This is a genomic window from Pseudomonadales bacterium (genome assembly GCA_024234215.1).
Lineage (GTDB): Bacteria > Pseudomonadota > Gammaproteobacteria > Pseudomonadales > UBA5862 > JACKOQ01.
This window is the reverse complement of the sequence record JACKOQ010000002.1, coordinates 410,044-431,515: the sequence shown is the minus strand read 5'-3', so window position 1 is coordinate 431,515 and position 21,472 is coordinate 410,044. Positions and strand designations below refer to the sequence as shown.

The window sequence follows — 21,472 nt, the reverse complement described above, 5'->3', positions numbered from 1 at the left end:
GAGCCATGTCGAAGCGCGATTATTACGAAGTGCTGGGTGTCGCCCGCGATGCCTCCGAGCAGGATCTGAAGAAGGCCTACCGTCGCCTGGCGATGAAGTACCACCCTGACCGCAACAGCGACGATGCTGATGCGGAGCAGAAGTTCAAGGAGGCCAATGAAGCCTTCGAGGTGCTCTCCGATGCCGACAAACGGGCCGCCTACGACCGCTTCGGCCATGCCGGGCTCGAAGGTGCCGCCGGTGGCAGCGGCTTTGGTGGCGCCAACTTCAGCGACATCTTCAGCGATGTCTTCGGCGACATCTTCGGTGGCGGGGGCGGCGGCGGTGCACGCCGCAACCGGCCGCAGCGCGGTGCCGACTTGCAGTACACGCTCGAGCTGAACCTCGAAGAGGCGGTGCGCGGCCACACCGTCAACATCCGTGTGCCGATTCTCGAAGAGTGCGAAAGCTGCGATGGCTCCGGCGCCAAACCGGGCTCGACGCCCTCGAACTGCACCACCTGCGGCGGCATCGGTCAGGTGCGGATGCAGCAGGGCATCTTCTCGGTGCAGCAGACCTGCCCGAAGTGCCGGGGCAGCGGCAAGATGATCAGCAACCCCTGCCCCAAGTGCCGGGGCGAGGGCCGGGTCGAGCAGCAGAAGACCCTGTCGGTCAAGGTGCCGCCCGGTGTCGACAATGGCGACCGCATCCGCCTCTCCGGCAAGGGCGAGGCAGGGCTCAAGGGCGGCCCCAGCGGCGACCTCTATGTGCAGATCGTGGTGCGCGAGCATCCGATCTTCGAGCGTGACGGCCGCAACCTCTACTGCACCGTGCCGATCTCCTTCGTCGATGCCGCCCTGGGTGGCGAGCTGGAGGTGCCGACGCTCGATGGCCGGGTGGCGCTGAAGATTCCACCCGAAACCCAGACCAACGAGCTGTTCCGCGTGCGGGGCAAGGGGGTGGCGCCGGTGCGTGGCGGTGCCGCCGGCGACCTGCTGTGCCGGGTCACCATCGAGACCCCGGTCAACCTCAGCGAAGAGCAGAAGACGCTGCTGCGCGAATTCCAGCGCAGCCTGGAGCAGAAGGGCAAGAACCAGTCGCCAAAGACCCACTCCTGGTTCGACGGCGTCAAGAAGTTCTTCGACGACCTGACCCAATGACCCCGTTGCAGACGCAAGCACAGATGAACCGCATCGCCATTGTCGGCGCCGCCGGACGCATGGGCAAGGCGCTGATCGAGGCCTCCGCCAGCACGGCACAGTGCCGGCTCACCACGGTGACGGTGCGACCCGGCAGCTCGCTGGTCGGTGCCGACGCCGGCGAGCTGGCCGGCATCGGCCGCCTTGATCTGCCGATCAGCGCCGGGCTGGCACGGCAGCTCGATCGGTTCGACACCCTGATCGACTTCACCACCCCCACGGCCACGCTCGACCATCTGGCGCTCTGTCGGCAGGCAGGCAAGCGCATGGTGATCGGCACCACCGGCTTCACCGCCGCGCAGCGCGCCACCATCGAAGCCGCCAGCCGTGAGATCGCCATCGTGCTGGCCCCCAACATGAGCGTCGGCGTCAACCTCTGCTTCAAGCTGCTCGAACTGGCCGCCCAGGTGCTGGGTGATGAGGTCGATGTCGAAGTGATCGAGGCGCACCACCGCAACAAGGTCGACGCCCCCTCGGGCACGGCGCTGCGGATGGGCGAAGTGGTGGCCCAGGCGCTCGGCCGCGATCTGGCGCAGTGCGCGCTCTATGGCCGTGAAGGGCAGACCGGCGTGCGTGACCGCCAGACCATCGGCTTTGCCACGGTGCGCGCCGGCGACATCGTCGGCGACCACACCGTGCTGTTCGCCGGCGAGGGCGAGCGGGTCGAGATCACCCACAAATCGAGCAGCCGCATCACCTATGCGCGCGGCTCGCTGCGCGCCGCCCAGTGGCTGGCCGACCGGCCGCACGGGCTGTTCGACATGCAGGATGTGCTGGGGCTGCGCTAATCGGCAACGAAGGGGTTGGTCTTGCGCTCGTAGCCGAAGGTCGACTCCGGACCATGCCCCGGAATGAAGGTGACATCATCGCCCAGAGGCCAGAGCTTGTGGGTGATCGAGTCGATCAGCGTCTGGTGGTCACCGAGCGGAAAGTCGGTGCGGCCGATCGAGCCGGCGAAGAGCACATCCCCCACCTGGGCCAGCCGCGCCTCGGGCGCGAAGAAGACCACATGGCCCGGCGTGTGGCCCGGGCAGTGCAGCACCTCGAGGGTCACCTCGCCAAAGCGGACCCGGTCACCATCGGCCAGCCAGCGGTCTGGCTCGAAGCTGCGCCCCTTGAAGCCGAACATCTCGCCCTGCTTGGGAATCTGCTCGATCCAGAAGCGGTCCGCCTCATGCGGTCCCTCGATCGGCACCCCGAGCCGTTCGGCCAGATCGGCCACGCCACTGGCATGGTCGAGGTGGCCATGGGTCACCAGAATCTTCTCGACCGTGGCGCCCTGCTGCGCCACCAGTTGCAGGATGCGGTCAACCTCGCCACCGGGGTCGATCACCACTGCCTTGCTGCTCTTTTCGCAGATGAAAAGCGTGCAGTTCTGTTGAAAGGGGGTGACCGGAATGACCGCATATTTCATGATTGAGACCCTGACTGCCGAACGATCGCCGCGGCGATGACCTGAATTTGGACTATACCATGACAGCACTGACGCCCATCCAGATTGCACTGCCCCTGCTCGGACTGCTCCTGCTCTGGCTGGGATGGCGCCTGCTGGCGAGCCGCAGCCGGCAGACGACCACCGCCACCGAACTGGCGCTGATCCAGGAGCGGTTGCAGCAGACGCAGGCGCGCAACGGCGCGCTGGAGCAGGCGCTGCATCAGGTCAGCGAGCGCGAAGCCCAGTTGCAGGAGCAGTTGCGGCAAGAGACTGCCCGCCGCGCTGCCGCCGAACAGAGCGCCGAGGCGCTGCCCGAACTGCTGCGCGAGCGCGACCGGCTGCTCCAGACGCTGAGCGAACGGCAGGCCACCCTGGCCGAACTGGGCGAACGGCTGGAGCAGGAGCGTCGTGCTGCCGCCGACAAGCTGGCATTGGTCGACCAGGCGCAACTGCGGCTCAGCGATGCCTTCAAGGCACTCTCCGCCGAGGCGCTCAAAAGCAACAACCAGGCCTTCATCGAACTGGCGCAACAGAACCTGGCCCGCTTTCAGGAGGGCGCGCGCGCCGACCTCGACAGCCGCCACCAGGCCGTCGATGCGCTGATCAAACCGATTGGCGAGTCACTGGCCCGGTTCGACGGCAAGCTCGGCGAACTTGAGCAGGCGCGCATCAGTGCCTACAGCGCCCTCAACGAGCAGATGCGGGCGCTGGTCGAAACCCACCTGCCGCAGCTCAAGAGCGAGACCGCCAGCCTGGTCAAGGCGCTGCGCCAGCCCAACGTGCGTGGCCGCTGGGGCGAAATCCAGTTGCAGCGGGTGGTGGAGATGGCCGGGATGCTCGAACATTGCGACTTCGAGCAGCAGAGCAGCCGCAGCAGCGACGAAGGACGGCTGCGGCCTGACCTGATCGTTCGCCTGCCCGGCGGCAAGCAGATCGTCGTCGATGCCAAGGCGCCGCTGGCCGCCTACCTGGAGGCGATGGAAGCCAGCGACGACCTCAGTCGCGCCACCCTGCTGACCGACCATGCCCGGCAGGTGCGCAACCACATCCTCGCCCTCGGCAAGAAGCAGTACTGGGAACAGTTCAACCCGGCACCCGAGTTCGTCGTGCTGTTCCTGCCCGGCGAGATGTTCTTCTCTGCCGCACTGCAGGAAGACCCGTCACTGATCGAATATGGTGTCGGCGAGCGGGTCATTCCGGCCACCCCCACCACCCTGATCGCGCTGCTGCGCGCGGTCGCCTACGGCTGGCGGCAGCAGGCCCAGGCGCGCAATGCCCAGGAGATCAGCGAGTTGGGGCGCGAGCTCTACAAGCGGCTCGCCACCCTGGCCGAGCACTGGGGCAAGGTCGGCAAGGGGCTCAACCAGGCAATGGAGTACTACAACAAGGCCACTGCCACGCTGGAGTCGCGCGTGCTGGTGCAGGCGCGCCGCTTTCGCGAACTGCACGCAGCGCCCGAAGGGGCCGAGATCGCCCTGCTCGAACCGCTCGACCACAGCGCCCGCACCCTGCAGGCAATCGAAATGCAGCAAGAAGAGCCCGAAGCACCGGCCAGCGATTGAACCGGTCACCGGCCGGCCGGGGAACCGGCGCGCGGATGGCCGATGCCTGCCGCCGCCTCATGCGGCGCCCCCTCGACAGGATGAAGAGGTTCGATTCCCGTTGCGAGTCACGATGCCGGTCGGGGTCGGCTCACAGCATCGCGCGACTGCAAACCCTCGGGCGGTCATCAGTAAATCAGCTCGACGCTGCTCTTTGCAGCGGGATCGCCACCCTGCCGCATCATCGCATCGGCCAGCAGTTCGGGGGTGCGCCAGCGCAGACTGATGATCGCACCCAGTTGAGCCGCGTCGTGCAGCGGTCGCGTGATGCGATAGCTGGTCGGCATCGGGTGGCTCACCAGCACCCCATCGGCGATGGCCTGATCGATCAGCTTTTCCAGTTCCTCGGCCAGATCACCACTCAGTGTGCCGGCGTCACTGTCCCAAGTGATCCGCCCATCGGGCTGGTCTTTGCCGGGTCGCCAGAGCTCGAATTCATGCTTCATTTCCTTTTGCCTCCGTCATGGCCCGAATGTGTGCACAACGCAATCGACAGCTCAGCACTTGCGCGTTTCATGATTTAAAAATCGTAATCGCGACAGGTCTTAATCCCTTCTTTATCAGGTCTGTGTTTGAACTTGCGACCAGTGAAGGGCAATACCAAGCCGCAAGTCTTAATCCCTTCTTTATCAGGTCTGTGTTTGAACCATGGTCATCGAGCGGCTCTGGTGGGCCGAGCACGTCTTAATCCCTTCTTTATCAGGTCTGTGTTTGAACGCGAGCAATTCGAGAAGGACCTGCTAGACCTAGCGTCTTAATCCCTTCTTTATCAGGTCTGTGTTTGAACGCATCTCATTTCTACTTTGGGGGTTGACCATGCTGTCTTAATCCCTTCTTTATCAGGTCTGTGTTTGAACGCCAACATGCAGAGATTCGACAAGCATCCGTGGTCTTAATCCCTTCTTTATCAGGTCTGTGTTTGAACCGACCGCTGGCGCCGACGGTTTGGCGAAACTGCCGTCTTAATCCCTTCTTTATCAGGTCTGTGTTTGAACGCCGCGCGCTGGCGGTAAACCGGCAGCGGCCGCTGGTCTTAATCCCTTCTTTATCAGGTCTGTGTTTGAACACTGAGAAGAAACAGGGACGCCCGCGAAAACGCCGTCTTAATCCCTTCTTTATCAGGTCTGTGTTTGAACGGTGGGTGTGGCGACTGCCGGCCGCCCGGTGGCGTCTTAATCCCTTCTTTATCAGGTCTGTGTTTGAACATATAAAGGATGGCTGTTAGAGGACCCCGTAGCGTCTTAATCCCTTCTTTATCAGGTCTGTGTTTGAACGGAGTATGGGAAGGAGTATGGGAAGGATTTTGGGTCTTAATCCCTTCTTTATCAGGTCTGTGTTTGAACGGTGTTGGGGTGGTGCCACGATCAAAGCGCGCCGTCTTAATCCCTTCTTTATCAGGTCTGTGTTTGAACCCGATGGCGGTGGATTATACCTGCAGGTCAGTCTTAATCCCTTCTTTATCAGGTCTGTGTTTGAACCGCGATGCGCACAAAAAGGAGAACGAAATGATGTCTTAATCCCTTCTTTATCAGGTCTGTGTTTGAACTGCAACTGTATTTGCAACCCAGGCGGCGAAGTTGAGTCTTAATCCCTTCTTTATCAGGTCTGTGTTTGAACCGCTGGTGTCGATTTTCCTCCTTTTTTCAATGCGCTGGCAGACCGTTCAGCGGAATTTTCCGGTCCGGGCGGGTGGGTCATTTCACGCTCTTCTGGCAGCAGGGGGGCGCCGGTACGGTAGCCGGTCGCGTCTCCCGCAGTCAACTTCGTCCAGGGCGAACCCTCGAACTGAATACCCTCCGGCCAGGTGGCGCGTCCGTACCAGACTGCATCGAGCCGGCTCGGCAGTGGATAGATGCGCAGGTCATCGAACCGGGGGTCGATGAGTGCGCGCAGCGCAGCGATCAGGTCGCGCAGTCGTGAGGGTGAAAGTTCGGTCAGGTAGACCGAGTACTGGATGCGCAGTGCCTCTTTTGATACCAGCCGGGCGACGCGCGCCAGTCGCCGCGGATCGGTGATGTCGTAGGCCAGCAGATAGCGGCGTGTACCGCTCACAGCGGGATGCGCCACAGGTAGCGGATCAGCCGCGTGATGGTGCGCGCCATCGGCTGCGCCAGCCGCGCTTCGTAGTGGGCGATCACCTCGGCGGACGAGTCTGGCGGCAACCGCTGCGCCAGCAACAGGCGTCCACGCAGTGGCCAGGTGGCGAGTCCGACGAGGTCTTGCGTCAAATCAACGCCACCCCAGACACCGGCACTCATGGCGGAATCGATGCCTGCCGTCGTCAATTCGGCAGTGACGCTGGCGCGAAGCAGCGGCGCATAGGGCGCCAGCAGTTGCTGGGGCGAGCGCTGCCAGCGGCGCAACAGCATCTGGTCGAGCTGACGCCGTACCAGCACCGGGCGCATGTCCGCGATCCGCCAGCCGAGTGCGGCGCCGAGATGAGCGATCAACCGATGCTGCTGGGCACGCAGCCAGTTGCCATAGCGTTCCGGCCAATCCGGCGACTCCACGGCACAGCGCAGGTGTTCGCCCAGTCCTGCGGGATCGGTACGGGCCGGGTCGAGCAGGCCACGCACCCGCCCGTCGTCACCGACGAACAGCACCGGCACGCCCGCTTCCAGACAGGCCATCAGGGCGTCGCCGGCCCACTCAACCGGGCCACGGCTGAGCACACGCGACAGCCGCGCCAGCGGATGAAAGGTCGAGGCGCGGTCGGCTGCGGCAACGCGCAGTGCCGGCGCGGCGAACTCCACGGTGATGCGCTGTTCGGTCAGCAGGTAGAGGGGGCGGCGGTCAGTCATCGGCCAACTCGGGCGCGCTGCGGCGCAGTACCCGGGCCAGCGCACGGCACTGGCGACGCAGCCGGGCGCGGGGAATCGCCGCGAATTCTTCGAAGCGGGTGTAGAACTGGGCGCGACCGGCCTTGCCGAGAATGCAGGCGCCGCGGTCACGGCTGAAGTGGTCGGGGCGAATGGTCTGCTCGGCAAAGAGCCGCCAGACGAAGTGGTCGGCCAGTGGTCGCAGCGGTTCGACCAGATCGGAGGCGAGTGACTCGCGACCGAAGGCCGGCAGATGGTAGAAGCCGAGGTAGGGATCGAGCCCGGCGGCATAGGCGGCACGGACGGCGTCGAAGTGGAGCAGGGTGTAAGTCAGCGACAGCAGGGCATTGACCGGATCGGGCGGCGGCCGGCGCTGGCGGCCGGCAAAGCCGAGCGATGCAGGAAACAGCGCCCCCAGCGCCTGGAAATAGCCAGCCGCCGCCGCGCCTTCCTGCCCGCGCAACGATTCGGGACTGGCGTCGGCGGTGCAGCGGGCCAGGGCGGCATCGAGCCGCTCGCCGCCCTTGACCAGGGCAAGGCGCAGATCGGGCCGCTGTGTCAGGGCATCGCCCAGCAACTGGCGCTGCCCGCGCAGTTTGGCCGTCACCAGGTGGTGGGCCCAGCGCGCCTGCCAGGCCGAGTCATCGAGGTGGCGATACTGGCTGAGACGCAGGGCCAGGTCGTTGTGCGGCCGCCCGAGCACGAAGGCGACGCGGTCGAGGTTGCGCGGGTTGAGAATCAGCACTGCCACGCCGGCACTGGCCAGTGCGGCCAGCAGGCTGCTTTCCAGCGTCACGCCCGCCGTGATCACCACCCGCTCCAGCAGCGCGATGGGCAGGTCACGCAGACCGGTCTCGGGGTGGCGCACCCGCAGGCGGCCGGCTTCGAGTTGCAGCTCGGCATGGCGGCGGTCGAGGTAAAGCGTGCCCATGGTCCGATTCCTCCCGTTCAGCCGACGACCAGGTAATAGGGCGGATCGACCGGCGGCACGGCGATGCCGAGGGTGACCACCTTTGGCCGCGGATCGAGCCGCAGCAGCAACAGCCGGTCGCTCTCTTCGTCGATCAGCAGTGCCAGATCGGCCAGCAGCGCGCCGCGCTCGGCCGGCGTGAGAAAGCACTCATACACCGACTTCTGGCCGCCGGTGGCGAAGGCACGCACCGATTGCATGACGGCATCGAGCCGGCCGGGGTCGGCGATGTCGTAGGCGACGAGGTGGAGCTGGCGTTGGGTCATGGTGGCACTCTCGCTGTGAGCCACCAGTAAAACTGCAAATCTCCCGGAATCCTGCGCGCGGCAAGCTTGCCGCGCCTCAGTTGACGCGCAGCGGGCCAAAGTTGCGGTAGGTGCCGCCTTCGTGCTGATAGAGCTGCACCCGCGCGCCGTTGGCGAACTCGGCGCCGACCAGCGCCGCGGCGATCGCCGGGCCGGCGTGGAAGTAGTGGATGCAGTCGGCGCCGGCGTTGAGCAGTTGCGCCGCGGCGGCGCGCAGCTCGCGGTGCAGCTCGGGCAGGTCGGCGGGCGTGAGCGCCTGTTGCCGCGCGATGATGGCGATGCGCTCGTCCGGAATCTCTGCCAGTTCGGGCACGGTGCGACGGAAGTTCTCGACCGCCGGGCGCACGCCCTTCTCCTTGAGCAGATCGACGATGAGAATTGCCGGGCGCTCGCCCGGCCGGCGGCTGATCTCGGCGAACCAGCGCCGCTCGCGCCGGCGCCGGCCGAACACGACATCCCACCAGGTCCAGAAGATCGGCACCAGCGCGATGAGCCCGAGCACGATGCCGAGCGGGTCGAGCCAGTCGGCAATGAAGGTGCGCAGTGTCTCCATGTCAGCCCTCCCGCTGCACGCGATATTCCTCGATGCGTGCGCCGCAGGCGGCCATGTCGGCAGCACTGAGTTCGCGCCCGCGCCAGTCGGCCGGCAGATCGAGCGTGAGGTGCAGGTAGCGGGCGCCGCGCGCACAGACTTGCGCCGCGAGGTTCACCGGCAGCGTGCCGATCACCACGTCACCGGCCTCTACCTCGGCTGGATCGAGGTGCGCCACGGCGCGATCTACCGCCAGCCCCTGCTCCAGCGCCCAGTCGGCGGCACCGGGGTGGCGGGAAACGAAGAAGGTGGTCATTCACGCTCCAACGTGGCCAGCCAGCTCTTAAATTCCTGCTTGCGCTCTTTCTTACCGGGCAAGCCACTCCACTGGATGGTCTCGCGCAGCAGTTCGGCCGCACCCTGCCGATCAATGGCATCGCTCCACTCCAAAGCAGCCTTGAAAAGAGCCAGGCGCTTGGCATCGAATTCGCCGCCCGGCTGGTGTGCGCCGCGGTCGCGCGCCGTGTAGAACGCTTCCCGAAAGTCTTCGATCGTCTGTTTCTGCTCGCTCATCACTGCGCGGGCGGCAGCCCGTTCGCTCGCTTCAAGCGCTGCCTTCCGTGCGCCTTCAGCCTTTTGATCTCGCGCCATTGCCCCATACCCCACCGCGGTCTTGGCACCGAAGCCGAGCCATTCAAAGGCGTGCTCGAAGGCGGCGGTGAGCAGCGTTTTCCAACGGTCGTCCTGCGCCAGTGCGGGCGCCAGCCGGTGCAGGCGGGCGAGATCGCAGACCACGTGAAAGGCAAAGCCGGAGCCGGGCGGCACGGTCAGAAACGGAATGGGGATGGGCTGGCCGGATTCGTGGGGAGAGACGCTGTCGCCGGCCCTGCGATCCTGCCTTTGCTGGTAGTAGTGGCCCTGGTGCGGGGTCATGATCTCGACGTGCAGGTGGTCGCCCTGAATCTGCGGAATCACGTCCCAGAACGACAGCACGCCGCGGACATGATCGGAGTCCCCGTCCCGCGACTCGCGCCCGAGCAGCACATCGCACACCGAGAGCGCGACCGTCTTGTTCTGGATCACCACGGAAAACGGCTTTTCGTCATCACCCCGCCAGCCGTGCGCATTGCCCCAATCGCCGCCGGCCAGTTCCCGCGCCGCCTGGCGCAGCACGCCCTTGACGCCGGAACCCGGCAGGTAGGGCAGGCCGTAGGGGTTCAGGAACGCAAAGCCGTTTTCGAGCGGGTGTTCGTTGCCAAGCCCAGTGGTGAAGGGTGCGGTGGCCCTGGCGTCGAGGCGCAACCCTTCGGCGGGCGGAATCGTGTCGAACAGCAGGTTCTGACGCTTGCACAGCGACTGCATCGTTTTCCGGTCGTTGTCCGTCAGGCGCTTTGCCCCGGCAAGAGGCTGATCTTTGGTCTTGGCCCAGTTAGCGCTTTCCCATGCCGCCAAGTACATGCCAAACCGCATCCCCGGCGACGCCTCGCGGAAATCCTCGCCAAGATAGTAGGGAACCGCTGCAATGCTCATGCGTTGTTGTCTCCATTGCGCGCCGCGGCCATCTGCCGCAGCCAGCGCAGCCAGGCGAAGGCTTCGGCGGTGATGGCCTGGTAGTCGCCTGGCTCTTTCATCTTCAGCAAGGACTGCATGAAGGACGGGAAGTCGTCACCGGTAATCTGCTGCGGAAAGCGACGTCGCAACCACTGCCGTAGGTGCTGGCCGAGGGTGTCATGGCGTCCGCCCTTGTCCTGGAGGTAGGCCACCACCTGCATCAGGCCGGAGTTCATGATCAGCGCCGGCAGGCCCTTGGCGTCGTTGACGTAGTCCTTGCCATGGCGGGCGATGCCATCGCCGGCCTTGTCCCAGGCATCCTGCGCCCGCAATTGCTCCAGCGTCTGGCGCGGTTGCTCTTTCGTGTTCGTCGCCATGCTCAGCCCTCCACCACTTTGGCCAGCACCAGCCCGCGGCCGGTGGTGGCATCGCCGCCGAGCTGCAACAGCGGCCGGGCGGTGAGCAGGCTGGTGAGCTTGATCAGCACATCCTTGGCGTCGTTTTCCCAGCCTTCCTTTTCCTCCTTTTTCATGGGGGTGCGCGTCTGGCTGGCCATCAGCGGGGCGATCAGCAGCGATTCCGGCGGCAGGTTCTCGGTGTAGAACAGCCCGCCGCCTTTGGCCGTGCCGGTGTTCTCGTCGATGCGCACATGGGGCTCGACCAGCATCGCGTGCTCGGCGAAGTAGCCGAAGTCGGTGTCGGACAGCACCACCAGATCGGTCTTGATCTTGTCGACGAAAAACGCATAGGCGGGATCAGCCGGCAGCGCCCTGGCGGCGAGATCGGTCGACAGCGCCGGCAACTGCTGGCTCACCTTGGCCGTGTACTCGAAGGCTTCCAGATGCAGCTTGTCGCCCGACAACAGGGCGGGATTGGCGAGCAGGCAGTGGCCGGGATCGACGGTGAGCGCGGGCCAGCTCGCCGCAGCGCCGCTCAATGCCAGCAGCCGCTGCGCCCGCGCCAGCGCCTGCGGGCAGGTGGCGTAGACGTAGCCGCCCTTGAGCGAACGCACCGGCAGCGCGACGAGCTGGGCATCGCCGAAGCTGACGGCGCCGGCGTGCAGGTCGCTGCTGCCGGATTCGGGGCCGAACAGGCGGTCGATCAGCTTGGCATCGCCGCCGATGGCCTCGAAGCCATGGCGCAGCGCGCCCTTGATGCCGGAGCCGGCAAAGCAGGGGTGCCCGGTGTGGCGCTCGCGCTGGATCGGGTTGTCGATGACGCCGATGGCCTGCCCGGCGCCCATGTGGACGGGACTGACCGCGTAAAGGAACAGGGCTGATTGTTGTTGAAACATGGCGGACTCCGTTGGAATCAGTAGGCTGCGATGGCAATACGGTTGAAGCCTTCGGCGCGGCGGGCGGCATCGTCGCAGGGCTCGCGCCACAGGCCGGTTTCGGCAAGCTTGCGCAGCGCATCGGGTGTGGCATCCAGCTCGTCGAGCCACCAGACGCTGCCGGTGGGCGCGGCGCGCAGCGCGGGCTTGGGCTGCCAGCGCGCCAGGTCCCAGCCCGACACCACCTCGGCGCGCGGCACGGCGGCGCAGACAAGCCAGCCGGAAACCCCGTGCAACTCGAAGCGGATGGCGCCATCGGCGCGGCGGGTGGCGGCGTTGGCGCCGCTGGGCAGCCAGCCGCCCGCGAACAGGCCGGGGCTGGTCAGCAGCAAGCGGCAGCACCTGGCAGCGACGATGGCCTCGTAGTCCGGTGCCGGTGGCCGGTAGTCGTTCACCGGATGCAGCGCCGCGGCGCGGCCGTCACCGCCCAGGCGCACGAGGCCGGAGGTCGGCGGCTCGGCGCCGCTGACGGTGGCGAGAAAGCCCACGTCATACCCCACCGGCTGCTCTTTCTCGTTGCGCCTGTCGAGGCGATGACCCCGTTTGAGCATCGCCACCGCCTGCATCGAGAACAACTGACCATCCTTGGCGCGGCGTTGCGCGGCGTCCAGCCCGACGCCGACGCGATGCTCAAACTGCCACAGCGCGTTCGATTTGACCCAGTCGATCTGGGCATCGTCGGGCACTCGTCCAGCTAGATATTTCCCGAAACCTGCTTCGGTCAGCCAATAGCCGCCGGCCGGCTTGTGCCGATCCGCCTGCGCCAGCACCGGCAGCAGCGGCAGCTCCGCAGAGCTGGCGAGCCCGGCGGCGGGCGGGGTCGGCGCCATGCGCGCCACGGCGAAAAGCCGATCGCCCTCCGCCTCGAACACGACCAGGTCGGCGGGCGGCGCCATCAGCAGTTCCGCCCGCCCGTCCGCGTAGCGGCGCGCCAGATGAAAGCCGGCGACGGTGAACGCCCCCGGTATGGCCGGCGTGCCCAGGATCGGGTGATCCACCTCCCCGCGCGAGAAGGCCGCCAGATCGACGCCGTCGTCGGCCAGCATGCGCGAGCGCAAGGCGCCGGCCGCCACCGACGGCCAGGGCGGGATCAGCGCCTCGCCATGGCTGCCGGGGTCGCCGAACAGCTTGTTGCCGCGCAGCAGCAGCACGTCCAGCGGCTCGATGAAAACGCTGGTGCTCATGCGGGGGCTCCCTGGGCCGCGGCGGCCGGTTGCGTGGCAGGTGCGCCCGTGCGGGTCTCCCGGGCCAGGAATTCGGCCACCGACAGGAAGTTGCGCAGCCAGTCGAGGCCGTTCCTTTCCTGCTGGCTGGTGAGCGCAGCGAGCCGGCGCGCCAGCTCGGGCGCCTGCGATTTGGCCGTGCCCCGCGCCTGCCGCGCGAGCTGGTAGCCGAGCAGGGCGTGCAGCATGTCCGGCTGCGCCTTAGGGTCGGGCAGATCTGTCAGCCATTCCAGCGTGTTGTAGACGGCGCGGCGCGAGGTGCCCTCGGTAGCCAGAAAGGCGATGGTGTCGTCCAGCAACTTCACCGGCTCGCCCCATTTCTCGGTCAGGTGTAGCGCGCCGCCGGAACGTTTGATGACGGTGATCGAGAACGCATCGCGATCGACCCATTGGCCGTCTTCATCCGGCCGGCGATACGCCTTGGCGCGCTTTTCCGCCGCACGCAGCTCGCGCAGCACCGCGGACAGTGGCGCTTGGTGGTGGGCGATCACGGCGCCGGTGGAGGCGGTGGCGTGACGGCCCATCACCTGATAGAGCCGATCACGGTGGCGCACGAAGCCGCCTTGCAGTTGCAGCTCGCTTTGATGCGCAGGCAAGGCTGCATCCGGCGGCAGCCCGCCGGAATAGGCGCTGCGCAGCAGCGCCATCGCCTTGAACAGATCGCGCACGCTCAGCATGGCCATGACGTCATCGCCGCCGGCGTAGAGCACCTTGCCCAGGCACTCGCTCTCGACCACCTGGCGTACCAGGTCCAGCGCAAAGCCATTGAGCGCGGATGAAATCGCCATGTGCCGGGACGGCGACACGGGGCGGCGCATCTGCAAATAAGCGTCGAGCGCCGGATGCCGGTAGTTCTTAAGACCGGCCTTGACCCGTTCATGGAAGGTCTGCTCGAAGGTGAGGGACGGCTCACCGGCCAGCCAAGCGCCGAGCCGGTCGCCGTCCATCAGCAGCAGGGCGTAATAGCGCTCCACACGGCCGCCGATGGCTTTTTCGATCCGGCCGAGGACACGCTCGATACGCTGGTCTTCCTCGGCCTCGTCAGCGCGTTCGCTCGCCTGCTCCAACAGCGTCGGGAGCCGCGACGCCGTTTCCCACCAGGATTTTTCGCGCAGTTCGCGGCGCATCAAACGCCGCGGCAGGGCGAGGCGCTTGAGATCCTGATCTGCCACCGCCCCCGCCAACTCGTCGTAGGCGCGTTTGGCCGCCTCATCGTCCGTCGGCCCCTGCCGCATCAGACGTTCGAGTGCAGGCGCCAGCGCCATCACATGAGTCGAAACAACGTAACGGGACAAGTCGGCCTTGTCGGCCAGTTCCCGGAACCAGCGGCTCGCGCGCACCCAGGCGGCGAACTGCTCGGGCCACAGCCGCTTGATCAGGCCGAAGGCGGAAAGATGCTCGGCCTTGCGGCCGTCTTTATCGCCCTTGGCCCAATTGGGACGCCGGCACGCCACTCGCGCCCACAATGTGTCAGTGCGCTGGCGCGGCGAGCCCTGCGCGAGCTGGTTTTCGTCGAGCGTCAGCCATTCGTACTCGCCGGTCAGCGCATCGCGGTAGCCCTGCTGCCGGAGTTGGCCAAATGGCCGCGCAGTTTTGGCGGCGGCCAGATAATGCTCGCCCAAGTCGTGCACCGCCGGGTAAAGCGTACCGTCGTTCGGCTCCCAGAAGCGCCATCCCTGCGCCGGTTCGATCGGCGCGGTCAGGGTCTCCCAGACCTTGCTGCCAAACAGGCCAGGGCGTTTGTTGCCGTCGGCAGAATAGAAAGGCCGCAGCGCGGCTTCGAGTGCGGGCTGTTCCAGCCAGGGCACGAGCGACCAGTGCACCTGCGGGAAATCGCGCAGTTGGTCTTCGAGCTGTGTGTAACAGTGCTGGCCGTCGGGTGTTTCCCCAATCTCCCGCAGCACCCGATCCAACATCGCCCGCCCGGTCTGCATGGCCCACTCACGCAGCCGGTCGCGGATACGCCCGGCCAGTTGCACACCGGCCTGCTCAGGCACCAAGGCGACGAATTTGTTGGGCAGGGCGGCGACGAACAGCGGGTTGTAGTCGGTCGCGGTGTCGTTCCAGGCGGCATGGCCGAACAGGTCAGGGCGCAGCCCTTGTTCGATCAGCCACAGATCGACCACCGGCACTGCGCGCAACTGCGGAAACAGGATGGCATCCGGACCGTATTCGGCGGCGACCACCCGCATGGCCTGCCAGGCCAACATGGACAGAAAGTGCGAGCCGGCCCACAAGTCGGAGGTGGACCGGCCGGCGGCGATGAACTCCTGCACCGGCCCGATCGAAACCGTCAGCAGCGCCGGTCGACCGCCGTCCGTCATCGCCCCGGCCAGCGCGGAGGTGAGATCGAGGTGCTGCCAGATGCTGTGATCCGGCGTGCGGGTGTCGGCCGGCAGCAGTCTCCACAGATGACCGATGCCCTGCAGCTCGCGCCCGAGTTCGGGGCCGAAACGCCAGAACGCCAGCGCCGTGAGCCGCGGATCGACCGCCCCGTCCGCATCGCGATGGATGAGCGACTTGAACAGGTCTGAGCTGGCGGCGCGGATATGGCCGGCCAGTACGTCCTGGCCGATACCGTGCACCGGGTAACGCTCGCCTGAAAGTGGGTGCAGCAGCTCACCGTGATCAGCGAAGTGCACCCGTGCCCAGGAAACGAAGCGCTCTTGATCGTCGCGCGGGAACTGCGCGCGGTCGGCCGCCGCTGCCCAGCGATCGGCCTGGCCGACGATGCGCTCCATGTCGTAAGGCAGCTTCAAACGCTCCACCTGCGAGCCGTCGCGGCGCGTGTGCCAATGGGCCTCGAACCCGACGGCCTTGCCGACCTCGACGATGCTGCCGCCCTCGTGCCCGGCCGGGTCGCGCAGCAGCACCAGCGCCTTTTCCGCCGGATCGTGGAGGCGGGCGGCGAGTTTGGTTTGCCACAGGCGATCGCTGCTCATGCCGGGCTCCGGGTCAGCTGTTGTTGGGGTGCGTCCAGAAATGCATGCACGTGCTGCCAGACGCCTTCGATTGCTCTGCGATTCGGTCGGAATGCGGCTGGCGGCAGGCAGGGGACATGGAAGATCGCGCCGGCGAGCCTGCCGTCCGGCAAGGCGCGGACCTTGAAGCGCAGGCTGTTGGGCAGGCGGGCGTTGCCACCCCACGGCTGAACCGAATGGTTGGTGACCGGGTAGCTCAGCCAGTGCCTATCTTCGGGATTCGGTGCGTTTTTGCCGGTCGTGAAGACGAACTGCGTGCGCAGCCCGATCTTGACCACCGCCAGCGTCTTCATCAGCGCTTTCCAGTCTGGCTGCGGCGCGGTCTGCCAGATCAGCGGGCCCTTGTCGTCTCCACCGATGGCGTGCGGCCAGTCGCGATCCAGGCAGTCGCGCCACAGCCGCAGCGGCAGGTCTAAAGCCAGCGGGCCGGTGTCGCCCTGCGGCGTAAGCACGAACGAGCCCCAGCCGTTGCGGCTGCGCCCGCCGAGCGTGCCGAAGCCGTGCATCAGCGCCAGCGCGCGTTCAAGGGCCAGCGTGTCGGTGTCCGGTACGGCGAGCGAAAACCCGGCGGATTCGCCTGACTGGATGGCGGCGTTGGCCTTGAGTGTCGTTGACCTGCGCTCCCTGTCATAGATGAGAGGGCCAAATCCTTGATAAAGCGCGCTACCAACTTGCATCGCTTGTCCTTGACGATTCTGGACCTCCGGGTGAAGCACTGTGTCGTCCGGTGGCCATTGGCTCTTTTTCAATGCCCCTTCGTCCCACCGGTCCAGTCGCAAGCGAATGCGGCTCTTGCGGCTGTCGCCTTCACCGTCGCTGGCGACGCCGAACAACAACCCCTCCTCGCGCCGCATCGCCGCGACGTCATTGGAAAAACCGTTTTCGGCCGCCCACACCACCCGCCACCACTGGCGCAGCAGCGCCTTGATCGGCGGTGTGCGCCACTGGGCGCTCTGCTCGGCATTGCCGAGAAAGGCCGGGGTCAGGAAGCGCAGTTCGTATTCGAGTTTTTTCATCGTTCGGTTCCGTCGTTTCGGTCGCCATGATGGGGGCCAGAGTTCAATGGGCAGCGGATTCGCAAGCTTGCCGTCATTGCACGCCCACCCAGCCTCTGATCTTCTCCTTCAGCCGCGCCAGCTCGCCGCCGGTGGCCAGCTCGATGCGCAGTGCGGCTGCAAGGCGCTTTTCCTCCTCGCGCAGCCCCCGGTAGCTGACCAGCATGCCGCGCGTGCCGAGCCCGCCGACGCGGCGGCAGATCTCGGCCAGCTTGAACAGGGTGTCGTTGGCCTTGGGCGCCTCGGGCTGGTCCATGCGCGCGGTCTTGCACTCGATGACGAACAGCCGGTTCCTGGCCAGAAAGGCGACGTCGAGTTCGTTCTTGACGCCGCCTGGATCGCGCACCACGAGGTTCGCGGCTTTGTCGCGCAGTTCCAGTTCGCGGCTGAGGCCGTCTACCGTCTGGAATACATACCGCTCCAGCCAGCCGCCCTTGACGAAGTCGCGCTCGGCTTCGCTGGCGAAGATCAGCTTGGCGCCTTCCTTGGCGAGCGCGCCAGCGTCCTCGAATTCCCGCAGCAGCGCGTCCAGGGCACGCGAGTCGGCCTGCTGTTCGGTCAGCGTTGCGTGCAGGCTGCGCCGGTCCTCGGCCTGCTGGGCCAGCCAGTTCAGTTGCGCGAGCGGCTGTTCCAGGCTGCCCACCTGGGTAATGAGGGTGCGCAGCAGGTCGTCGTGGCGTTGCTCACGGCGCGGGCGCTCGATGCCCTCGTCCAGGCTGAAGCCGTAACCGCCCAGGTAGTGGCGCAGGCGCAGCTGCTGTTGCAGCGGCTGGCGATGCCGGTCGGGAACCAGCCAGATGACCTCGTCGGTGTCGACATCCACATAGAACACCGCCCAGTTGGCCGCCACCGCCACTGCCTGCGCGGCCAAGGCCATCAGCTTGGTGCCACCGGTGACGTTGAGCGCAATGGACTGGCCGTCGCGCTCGCTGGCGACCTCCAACAGCGCGGTTTCGAGCCGAGCGTAGTCATGCTCGTCGGCCAGATCGACGCGGCTCACGCCGACGCCGGCCTCTCGCAGCACGGACTCGAGCGCGTCGGCCCGCGCCCGCATCTTGCCGCTGACCATCAGCACCACTTCACGCGGCTTGAGCGCGGGATCGAGCGCCGGCAGCAGGTTGGCCGCGGCCTGGTCGGAGACGAGGCACACATGGATCTGCGGCGCGGGATGGCGCGGCGCTTGGAGCATGGTTCAGTTCTCCTCGATCGTGATCGCCCCGGCCGGGAGGTCGAGGCGATAGGTTTTCGGCCGGCCGGTGCCGGCGATGAGATACGGCGCCGCCTCGCGCGGGCCGAGCGCCTCCAGAAGAGCCTGATTCACGCGTGTGCGCCGTTCGTCGAAGTCGCCCTGCGACATGCCGTCGCGGTAGCGGGCTTCGATGCGCGCGTTGAGTCCTTGCAGGTGGTCGTATGCGGCACGGTACGCCTGCGCATAGTCGGCATCCGGCACGCCTTCGGCCGGCCGGCGCAGGCCGGGCAGCCCTTCGCGGGCGCGGCGGGCGAACCAGAGCAGAAAAGCCAGATTCGCCGGCGCCATCGGTACAGTCCGACCGCCAGCTTCGACCTGCCCGTCGGTGACGTCGATCACCAGCCGCGGCGGGGCGAGTGCCCGGTTGAGGGCAGCGACCACGTCCGAAAAGCGCGCGCTGCCTGCCAGCAGCGCTTGCGGCTGGCCTTCGCGCAGGCGCACAAAGGGAATCTCGGCCAGCGTCACCTCGGCGCGCTGGCAGTCGAGCGGGCGCGGGTTGGGCCCGAGCGTGTGGATCACGCGCTCACCCGGGCTTGGGTAGTAGAACTGCGGATGGCCCTCGTAGCCTTCATCCACCAGCACGTGCGAGAGCCGGTCCTGGGCGCGGCCGAACAGCGATAGCGCATAGCCGAGGTAATAGCCCATGGTCTTGCGCCCGCCGGCGATGGAGACGTGCAGCGCCGCATCCGGATCGGCGCTGAGCGCGCGCACGGCTTCGGTCAGTGCATCGGCGGTGGCATCGTTGTCGGCCTGGCTGCGGATGTCGCCGAGCGGCGCGCCGGTGGCATCGCGGATCACCTCGATGCAATCGGCATCGAAATGGATCGGCGGCAGGCCGTAGTCGGCGCGCAGGCGCCCGAACCAGCGATCGCCGGAGAGCAGGTTCAGCCGCGCGTGCTCGGCGCCGCGAGCGGTGGTGAGCAGAAGGATTTCGGTGGGAATCCACGGCCGCTCGGTGCGCACCGCGAGTGCATAGAGCGTCTCGGTGACGATCTGCGGCGACAGGCCGCTGACCGCCAGCAGCACGCGGCGCGGATAGTCGGGGGGGTCGCGGGGAATGGGATCGGGCGTGTTCATGTCCGCAGTGTGCATTCGGTGCGCGTCCATCCTTCCTCGCCGCAAGCTTGCCGTTACACGATGAGTCGATAACGGCCCAGCCCCATCACCGCGCCCTTGCCGGCGTGGGTCCACTGGCCGAGCCAGAGATAGGGCCAGAACGGCGCCAGCACCGCGCCGGGCAGCGTGAAGGTGCCGACCAGACCGCCCATCTGCAGCAGCGCATCCTGGCGCGCCGAGTAGCGCATCCAGTCGTGCCAGCGTAGATCGGCGTCGGTGAGCGCGACCGCCTCGGCGGCCTGGACCAGGGCGCGGAAGTCGGTGTCGAGCGGCGTGTCGGTATGGAAATAACTCAGCAGCGATAGCCGCCGCAGCAGCGCCGAGAAAAAATCCCGAAACCGCAGCCGCTCCGGCGTGACCAGGTCCTCGGCCACCTTCAGGCGCAACGGCGTCGAGAGTTCGATGCACACCGGGCCGGCCGGCAGCGGCGGGATGTTCGGCGTGTGCGACGGTTGCGATTCCAGCCGCCCGCCGGCGGTGTAGATGGTCTGCCAGCCGGCGGCGGTCTCCTGCTCGACGTACGCCAGGGCATAGCGGCCCTCGCCCCGCGCCGCGCCCTTGCCGATGCCGCCCTGCCCGGCGCGGCGCAGCGCCTCGATGAAGTAGGCGAGTTGGCCCTGGCCGCGGCCGATCAGCACCAGGTCGACGCCAAAGGTCTCACCGGGCGCGAGGTCACGGCAGTCGGGCCAGGGTTCGATGACGAACGGATGCGGCGCCGCCGGGTACTTGCGCAGCTTCTCGGCGCGCTCGGGCGGCGGCGTCTCGAACACATAGGGATAGACGCAGGAGCGGTACAGCAGGCAGTCCGGGCAGTGGCGGCCGCCGGTGACACAGACCGTGCGTTTGAGCGCATGGCCGAGCGCGCCGCGCCAGCTGGAGCCGGCGTAGGCCGGCAGGCGCACGGCGGTTTCGGCGATCAGGTGCAGGCGGTGGCGGGCGAGGGGTATGCTTGGATCCGCGTGCTGCACATCGGTCTCGTCTGACGCGATGTCACTGGATGCTGCTGGCGTCATTTTTCGCTTCCCTGTTTCGAGCTGCATCCATTGTCGACGCAAAGCACGGCGCCGGGGAGCACGGCAAGCTTGCCACAGCAACGGCGCCTGGAACAGTGGCCTTTTCGATGCCGCGCGGCCTGCTCCCGAAGTGCAGCGGTCCGGTGCGGAATGGACCGCATTCTCACGCTGCGCTCACATGCGGAACAGCATGCCGCAACATGAACATCGCTGCATGAGGTGAGCTGCAATGCCTCGCATTTTCATCGGTCTGAAGGCGTCGGCGGCGTTGGCCGAGGCGCTGGCGGAACGGGCCGCGGTGCTGGCCGACCCTGAGGTGCGGCGGGTGGCCGTCGCCGACATTCACCTGACGCTGGTGCCGCCGTGGAACGAAACCGACCTCAGTGCCGTCACCGGCATGCTGGCTCGGGTGTCCGGCGGCTTTTCTGCCTTCACGCTGGAGCTGGTACGGCTGACCTATGCGCCCGATCCACGCCAGCCGCGTCTGTTGTGGGCGGAGTGCCTCGCCAGCGCGACGCTCACGGCACTGCATGATGCGCTGTTGCAGGCATTTCACCCGCGTCAGACGCAGCCGTTTCGGCCCCATCTGACGCTGGCGCGGCTGGGTCGGCACAGCCGGCGCATTGCCGCTGCCCATCCACTTGAGCAGGTGCTGTCACTGCGTCAACCGGTGACAGCGGTCACACTCTTTCAATCGCCGGTCGCGGGCGGCGGCGGTTACTCGGTGCTGGCGCAGGCGCCGCTCGGCCAGTGATGCAGCGTCCTGATGCAGCGTGCATCACCCCAGGCGGTATTGCGACACCAGGCTCTTCAGCTCGGCGGCAATCTCCCGCAGGGTGTCGCTGCTGCTGGCATTTTCGCGCGCATGCTGGACGCACTCGCTGGCCAGTTCGGAGATCTGCAGGGTGTTTCTGCTGATTCCGGTCGCCACGCTCGACTGCTGCTCGGTGGCCGAGGAGTTCTGGATGTTGCCCTGCGCGATCTCATCGACCAGCCCTTTGAGGCGGTCGATCACCTGCAGCGAGTGCTCGGAGAGGTCCAGACACGCTTCGCTGAGGGTGATGCTCTCGCTCATGGTGCTGTCCACCGTCGCCGAGGCGCTTTGTGCGGT

The 21,472-nt window shown here is 66.6% G+C and carries 20 protein-coding genes, 1 pseudogene and 1 CRISPR repeat array; of the genes and pseudogenes, 4 read left to right on the top strand and 17 right to left on the bottom strand.

Annotated elements, in window-relative coordinates:
* Nucleotides 1–5 precede the first annotated feature (5 nt).
* Both dnaJ and dapB read left to right on the top strand, forming a co-directional pair.
* Nucleotides 6–1,139 (top strand): molecular chaperone DnaJ, encoded by a 1,134-nt coding sequence (gene dnaJ / locus H7A13_06400; GenBank protein MCP5332974.1) that lies wholly within the window; start codon nt 6–8, stop codon nt 1,137–1,139.
* Between the two features lie 23 nt (nt 1,140–1,162).
* A complete protein-coding gene (dapB, locus tag H7A13_06395; protein MCP5332973.1) occupies nt 1,163–1,966 on the top strand; it encodes a 4-hydroxy-tetrahydrodipicolinate reductase in 804 nt (267 codons plus the stop codon).
* Here the strand turns inward: dapB and H7A13_06390 are convergent.
* Nucleotides 1,963–2,592: an MBL fold metallo-hydrolase gene (locus H7A13_06390; protein MCP5332972.1), complete on the bottom strand. Its 630-nt coding sequence runs from the start codon at nt 2,590–2,592 to the stop codon at nt 1,963–1,965. The two genes, dapB and H7A13_06390, sit on opposite strands and share 4 nt — an antisense overlap.
* Before the next feature lie 59 nt (nt 2,593–2,651).
* Between H7A13_06390 and rmuC the strand changes: the two genes are divergently transcribed.
* A complete protein-coding gene (gene rmuC / locus H7A13_06385) occupies nt 2,652–4,175 on the top strand; it encodes a DNA recombination protein RmuC (GenBank protein ID MCP5332971.1) in 1,524 nt (507 codons plus the stop codon).
* A gap of 167 nt (nt 4,176–4,342) precedes the next feature.
* On the opposite strand, the gene H7A13_06380 is transcribed toward rmuC, so the two are convergent.
* The 15 genes and pseudogenes from H7A13_06380 to cas6 form a co-directional block, all read right to left on the bottom strand.
* Nucleotides 4,343–4,660, bottom strand: a complete 318-nt coding sequence (locus H7A13_06380; GenBank protein MCP5332970.1) for a hypothetical protein — start codon at nt 4,658–4,660, stop codon at nt 4,343–4,345.
* Between the two features lie 96 nt (nt 4,661–4,756).
* Nucleotides 4,757–5,831: a CRISPR direct-repeat array (repeat unit 36 nt; unit sequence GTCTTAATCCCTTCTTTATCAGGTCTGTGTTTGAAC).
* Between the two features lie 216 nt (nt 5,832–6,047).
* A pseudogene (gene cas2, locus H7A13_06375) lies at nt 6,048–6,413 on the bottom strand (CRISPR-associated endonuclease Cas2).
* 594 nt (nt 6,414–7,007) lie between these two features.
* Nucleotides 7,008–7,964, bottom strand: coding sequence for a CRISPR-associated endonuclease Cas1 (gene cas1 / locus H7A13_06370; protein MCP5332969.1), 957 nt, complete (start codon nt 7,962–7,964; stop codon nt 7,008–7,010).
* Nucleotides 7,965–7,981: 17 nt separating this feature from the next.
* Nucleotides 7,982–8,269, bottom strand: a complete 288-nt coding sequence (gene cas2 / locus H7A13_06365; protein MCP5332968.1) for a CRISPR-associated endonuclease Cas2 — start codon at nt 8,267–8,269, stop codon at nt 7,982–7,984.
* A gap of 76 nt (nt 8,270–8,345) precedes the next feature.
* Nucleotides 8,346–8,861, bottom strand: a complete 516-nt coding sequence (locus tag H7A13_06360) for a hypothetical protein (GenBank protein ID MCP5332967.1) — start codon at nt 8,859–8,861, stop codon at nt 8,346–8,348.
* 1 nt (nt 8,862) lies between these two features.
* On the bottom strand, nt 8,863–9,156 hold the full coding sequence (csx16, locus tag H7A13_06355) for a CRISPR-associated protein Csx16 (GenBank protein ID MCP5332966.1): 294 nt from the start codon (nt 9,154–9,156) through the stop codon (nt 8,863–8,865).
* The gene (gene cmr6, locus H7A13_06350; GenBank protein MCP5332965.1) at nt 9,153–10,370 is read right to left on the bottom strand and encodes a type III-B CRISPR module RAMP protein Cmr6; all 1,218 of its coding nucleotides are present in this window, start codon (nt 10,368–10,370) and stop codon (nt 9,153–9,155) included. The genes csx16 and cmr6 overlap by 4 nt, the downstream gene beginning before the upstream one ends.
* The gene (locus H7A13_06345) at nt 10,367–10,768 is read right to left on the bottom strand and encodes a type III-B CRISPR module-associated protein Cmr5 (protein ID MCP5332964.1); all 402 of its coding nucleotides are present in this window, start codon (nt 10,766–10,768) and stop codon (nt 10,367–10,369) included. Before H7A13_06345 ends, cmr6 begins: the two co-directional genes overlap by 4 nt.
* A 2-nt stretch (nt 10,769–10,770) precedes the next feature.
* Nucleotides 10,771–11,685, bottom strand: coding sequence for a type III-B CRISPR module RAMP protein Cmr4 (gene cmr4 / locus H7A13_06340; GenBank protein ID MCP5332963.1), 915 nt, complete (start codon nt 11,683–11,685; stop codon nt 10,771–10,773).
* 17 nt (nt 11,686–11,702) lie between these two features.
* On the bottom strand, nt 11,703–12,908 hold the full coding sequence (locus H7A13_06335; GenBank protein MCP5332962.1) for a type III-B CRISPR module-associated protein Cmr3: 1,206 nt from the start codon (nt 12,906–12,908) through the stop codon (nt 11,703–11,705).
* Entirely contained in the window at nt 12,905–15,889 is a 2,985-nt protein-coding gene (cas10, locus tag H7A13_06330) for a type III-B CRISPR-associated protein Cas10/Cmr2 (protein MCP5332961.1), read from the bottom strand. The genes H7A13_06335 and cas10 overlap by 4 nt, the downstream gene beginning before the upstream one ends.
* Nucleotides 15,886–16,944, bottom strand: coding sequence for a hypothetical protein (locus H7A13_06325; GenBank protein ID MCP5332960.1), 1,059 nt, complete (start codon nt 16,942–16,944; stop codon nt 15,886–15,888). The genes cas10 and H7A13_06325 overlap by 4 nt, the downstream gene beginning before the upstream one ends.
* A gap of 73 nt (nt 16,945–17,017) precedes the next feature.
* Nucleotides 17,018–18,172, bottom strand: coding sequence for a DUF1887 family protein (locus tag H7A13_06320; GenBank protein ID MCP5332959.1), 1,155 nt, complete (start codon nt 18,170–18,172; stop codon nt 17,018–17,020).
* Between the two features lie 3 nt (nt 18,173–18,175).
* A complete protein-coding gene (locus H7A13_06315; protein ID MCP5332958.1) occupies nt 18,176–19,309 on the bottom strand; it encodes a TIGR02584 family CRISPR-associated protein in 1,134 nt (377 codons plus the stop codon).
* A gap of 53 nt (nt 19,310–19,362) precedes the next feature.
* Nucleotides 19,363–20,361 (bottom strand): CRISPR system precrRNA processing endoribonuclease RAMP protein Cas6, encoded by a 999-nt coding sequence (gene cas6 / locus H7A13_06310; GenBank protein MCP5332957.1) that lies wholly within the window; start codon nt 20,359–20,361, stop codon nt 19,363–19,365.
* 229 nt (nt 20,362–20,590) lie between these two features.
* On the opposite strand from cas6, the gene thpR reads away from it, so the two are divergent.
* Nucleotides 20,591–21,115 carry an RNA 2',3'-cyclic phosphodiesterase gene (gene thpR / locus H7A13_06305; GenBank protein ID MCP5332956.1) on the top strand — a complete coding sequence of 175 codons (525 nt, stop codon included), beginning with the start codon at nt 20,591–20,593 and terminating at the stop codon, nt 21,113–21,115.
* Nucleotides 21,116–21,139: 24 nt separating this feature from the next.
* On the opposite strand, the gene H7A13_06300 is transcribed toward thpR, so the two are convergent.
* Complete coding sequence (locus tag H7A13_06300; protein ID MCP5332955.1) at nt 21,140–21,436, bottom strand: hypothetical protein; 297 nt, start codon at nt 21,434–21,436, stop codon at nt 21,140–21,142.
* Between the last annotated feature and the right edge of the window lie 36 nt (nt 21,437–21,472).

Excerpts from the sequence above, each read along its gene's own strand:
- dnaJ (MCP5332974.1), top strand. The coding sequence starts at position 6 with ATGTCGAAGCGCGATTATTACGAAGTGCTGGGTGTCGCCCGCGATGCC.
- dapB (MCP5332973.1), top strand. The coding sequence starts at position 1,163 with ATGAACCGCATCGCCATTGTCGGCGCCGCCGGACGCATGGGCAAGGCG.
- H7A13_06390 (MCP5332972.1), bottom strand. The coding sequence starts at position 2,592 with ATGAAATATGCGGTCATTCCGGTCACCCCCTTTCAACAGAACTGCACG.
- rmuC (MCP5332971.1), top strand. The coding sequence starts at position 2,652 with ATGACAGCACTGACGCCCATCCAGATTGCACTGCCCCTGCTCGGACTG.
- H7A13_06380 (MCP5332970.1), bottom strand. The coding sequence starts at position 4,660 with ATGAAGCATGAATTCGAGCTCTGGCGACCCGGCAAAGACCAGCCCGAT.
- cas1 (MCP5332969.1), bottom strand. The coding sequence starts at position 7,964 with ATGGGCACGCTTTACCTCGACCGCCGCCATGCCGAGCTGCAACTCGAA.
- cas2 (MCP5332968.1), bottom strand. The coding sequence starts at position 8,269 with ATGACCCAACGCCAGCTCCACCTCGTCGCCTACGACATCGCCGACCCC.
- H7A13_06360 (MCP5332967.1), bottom strand. The coding sequence starts at position 8,861 with ATGGAGACACTGCGCACCTTCATTGCCGACTGGCTCGACCCGCTCGGC.
- csx16 (MCP5332966.1), bottom strand. The coding sequence starts at position 9,156 with ATGACCACCTTCTTCGTTTCCCGCCACCCCGGTGCCGCCGACTGGGCG.
- cmr6 (MCP5332965.1), bottom strand. The coding sequence starts at position 10,370 with ATGAGCATTGCAGCGGTTCCCTACTATCTTGGCGAGGATTTCCGCGAG.
- H7A13_06345 (MCP5332964.1), bottom strand. The coding sequence starts at position 10,768 with ATGGCGACGAACACGAAAGAGCAACCGCGCCAGACGCTGGAGCAATTG.
- cmr4 (MCP5332963.1), bottom strand. The coding sequence starts at position 11,685 with ATGTTTCAACAACAATCAGCCCTGTTCCTTTACGCGGTCAGTCCCGTC.
- H7A13_06335 (MCP5332962.1), bottom strand. The coding sequence starts at position 12,908 with ATGAGCACCAGCGTTTTCATCGAGCCGCTGGACGTGCTGCTGCTGCGC.
- cas10 (MCP5332961.1), bottom strand. The coding sequence starts at position 15,889 with ATGAGCAGCGATCGCCTGTGGCAAACCAAACTCGCCGCCCGCCTCCAC.
- H7A13_06325 (MCP5332960.1), bottom strand. The coding sequence starts at position 16,944 with ATGAAAAAACTCGAATACGAACTGCGCTTCCTGACCCCGGCCTTTCTC.
- H7A13_06320 (MCP5332959.1), bottom strand. The coding sequence starts at position 18,172 with ATGCTCCAAGCGCCGCGCCATCCCGCGCCGCAGATCCATGTGTGCCTC.
- H7A13_06315 (MCP5332958.1), bottom strand. The coding sequence starts at position 19,309 with ATGAACACGCCCGATCCCATTCCCCGCGACCCCCCCGACTATCCGCGC.
- cas6 (MCP5332957.1), bottom strand. The coding sequence starts at position 20,361 with ATGACGCCAGCAGCATCCAGTGACATCGCGTCAGACGAGACCGATGTG.
- thpR (MCP5332956.1), top strand. The coding sequence starts at position 20,591 with ATGCCTCGCATTTTCATCGGTCTGAAGGCGTCGGCGGCGTTGGCCGAG.
- H7A13_06300 (MCP5332955.1), bottom strand. The coding sequence starts at position 21,436 with ATGAGCGAGAGCATCACCCTCAGCGAAGCGTGTCTGGACCTCTCCGAG.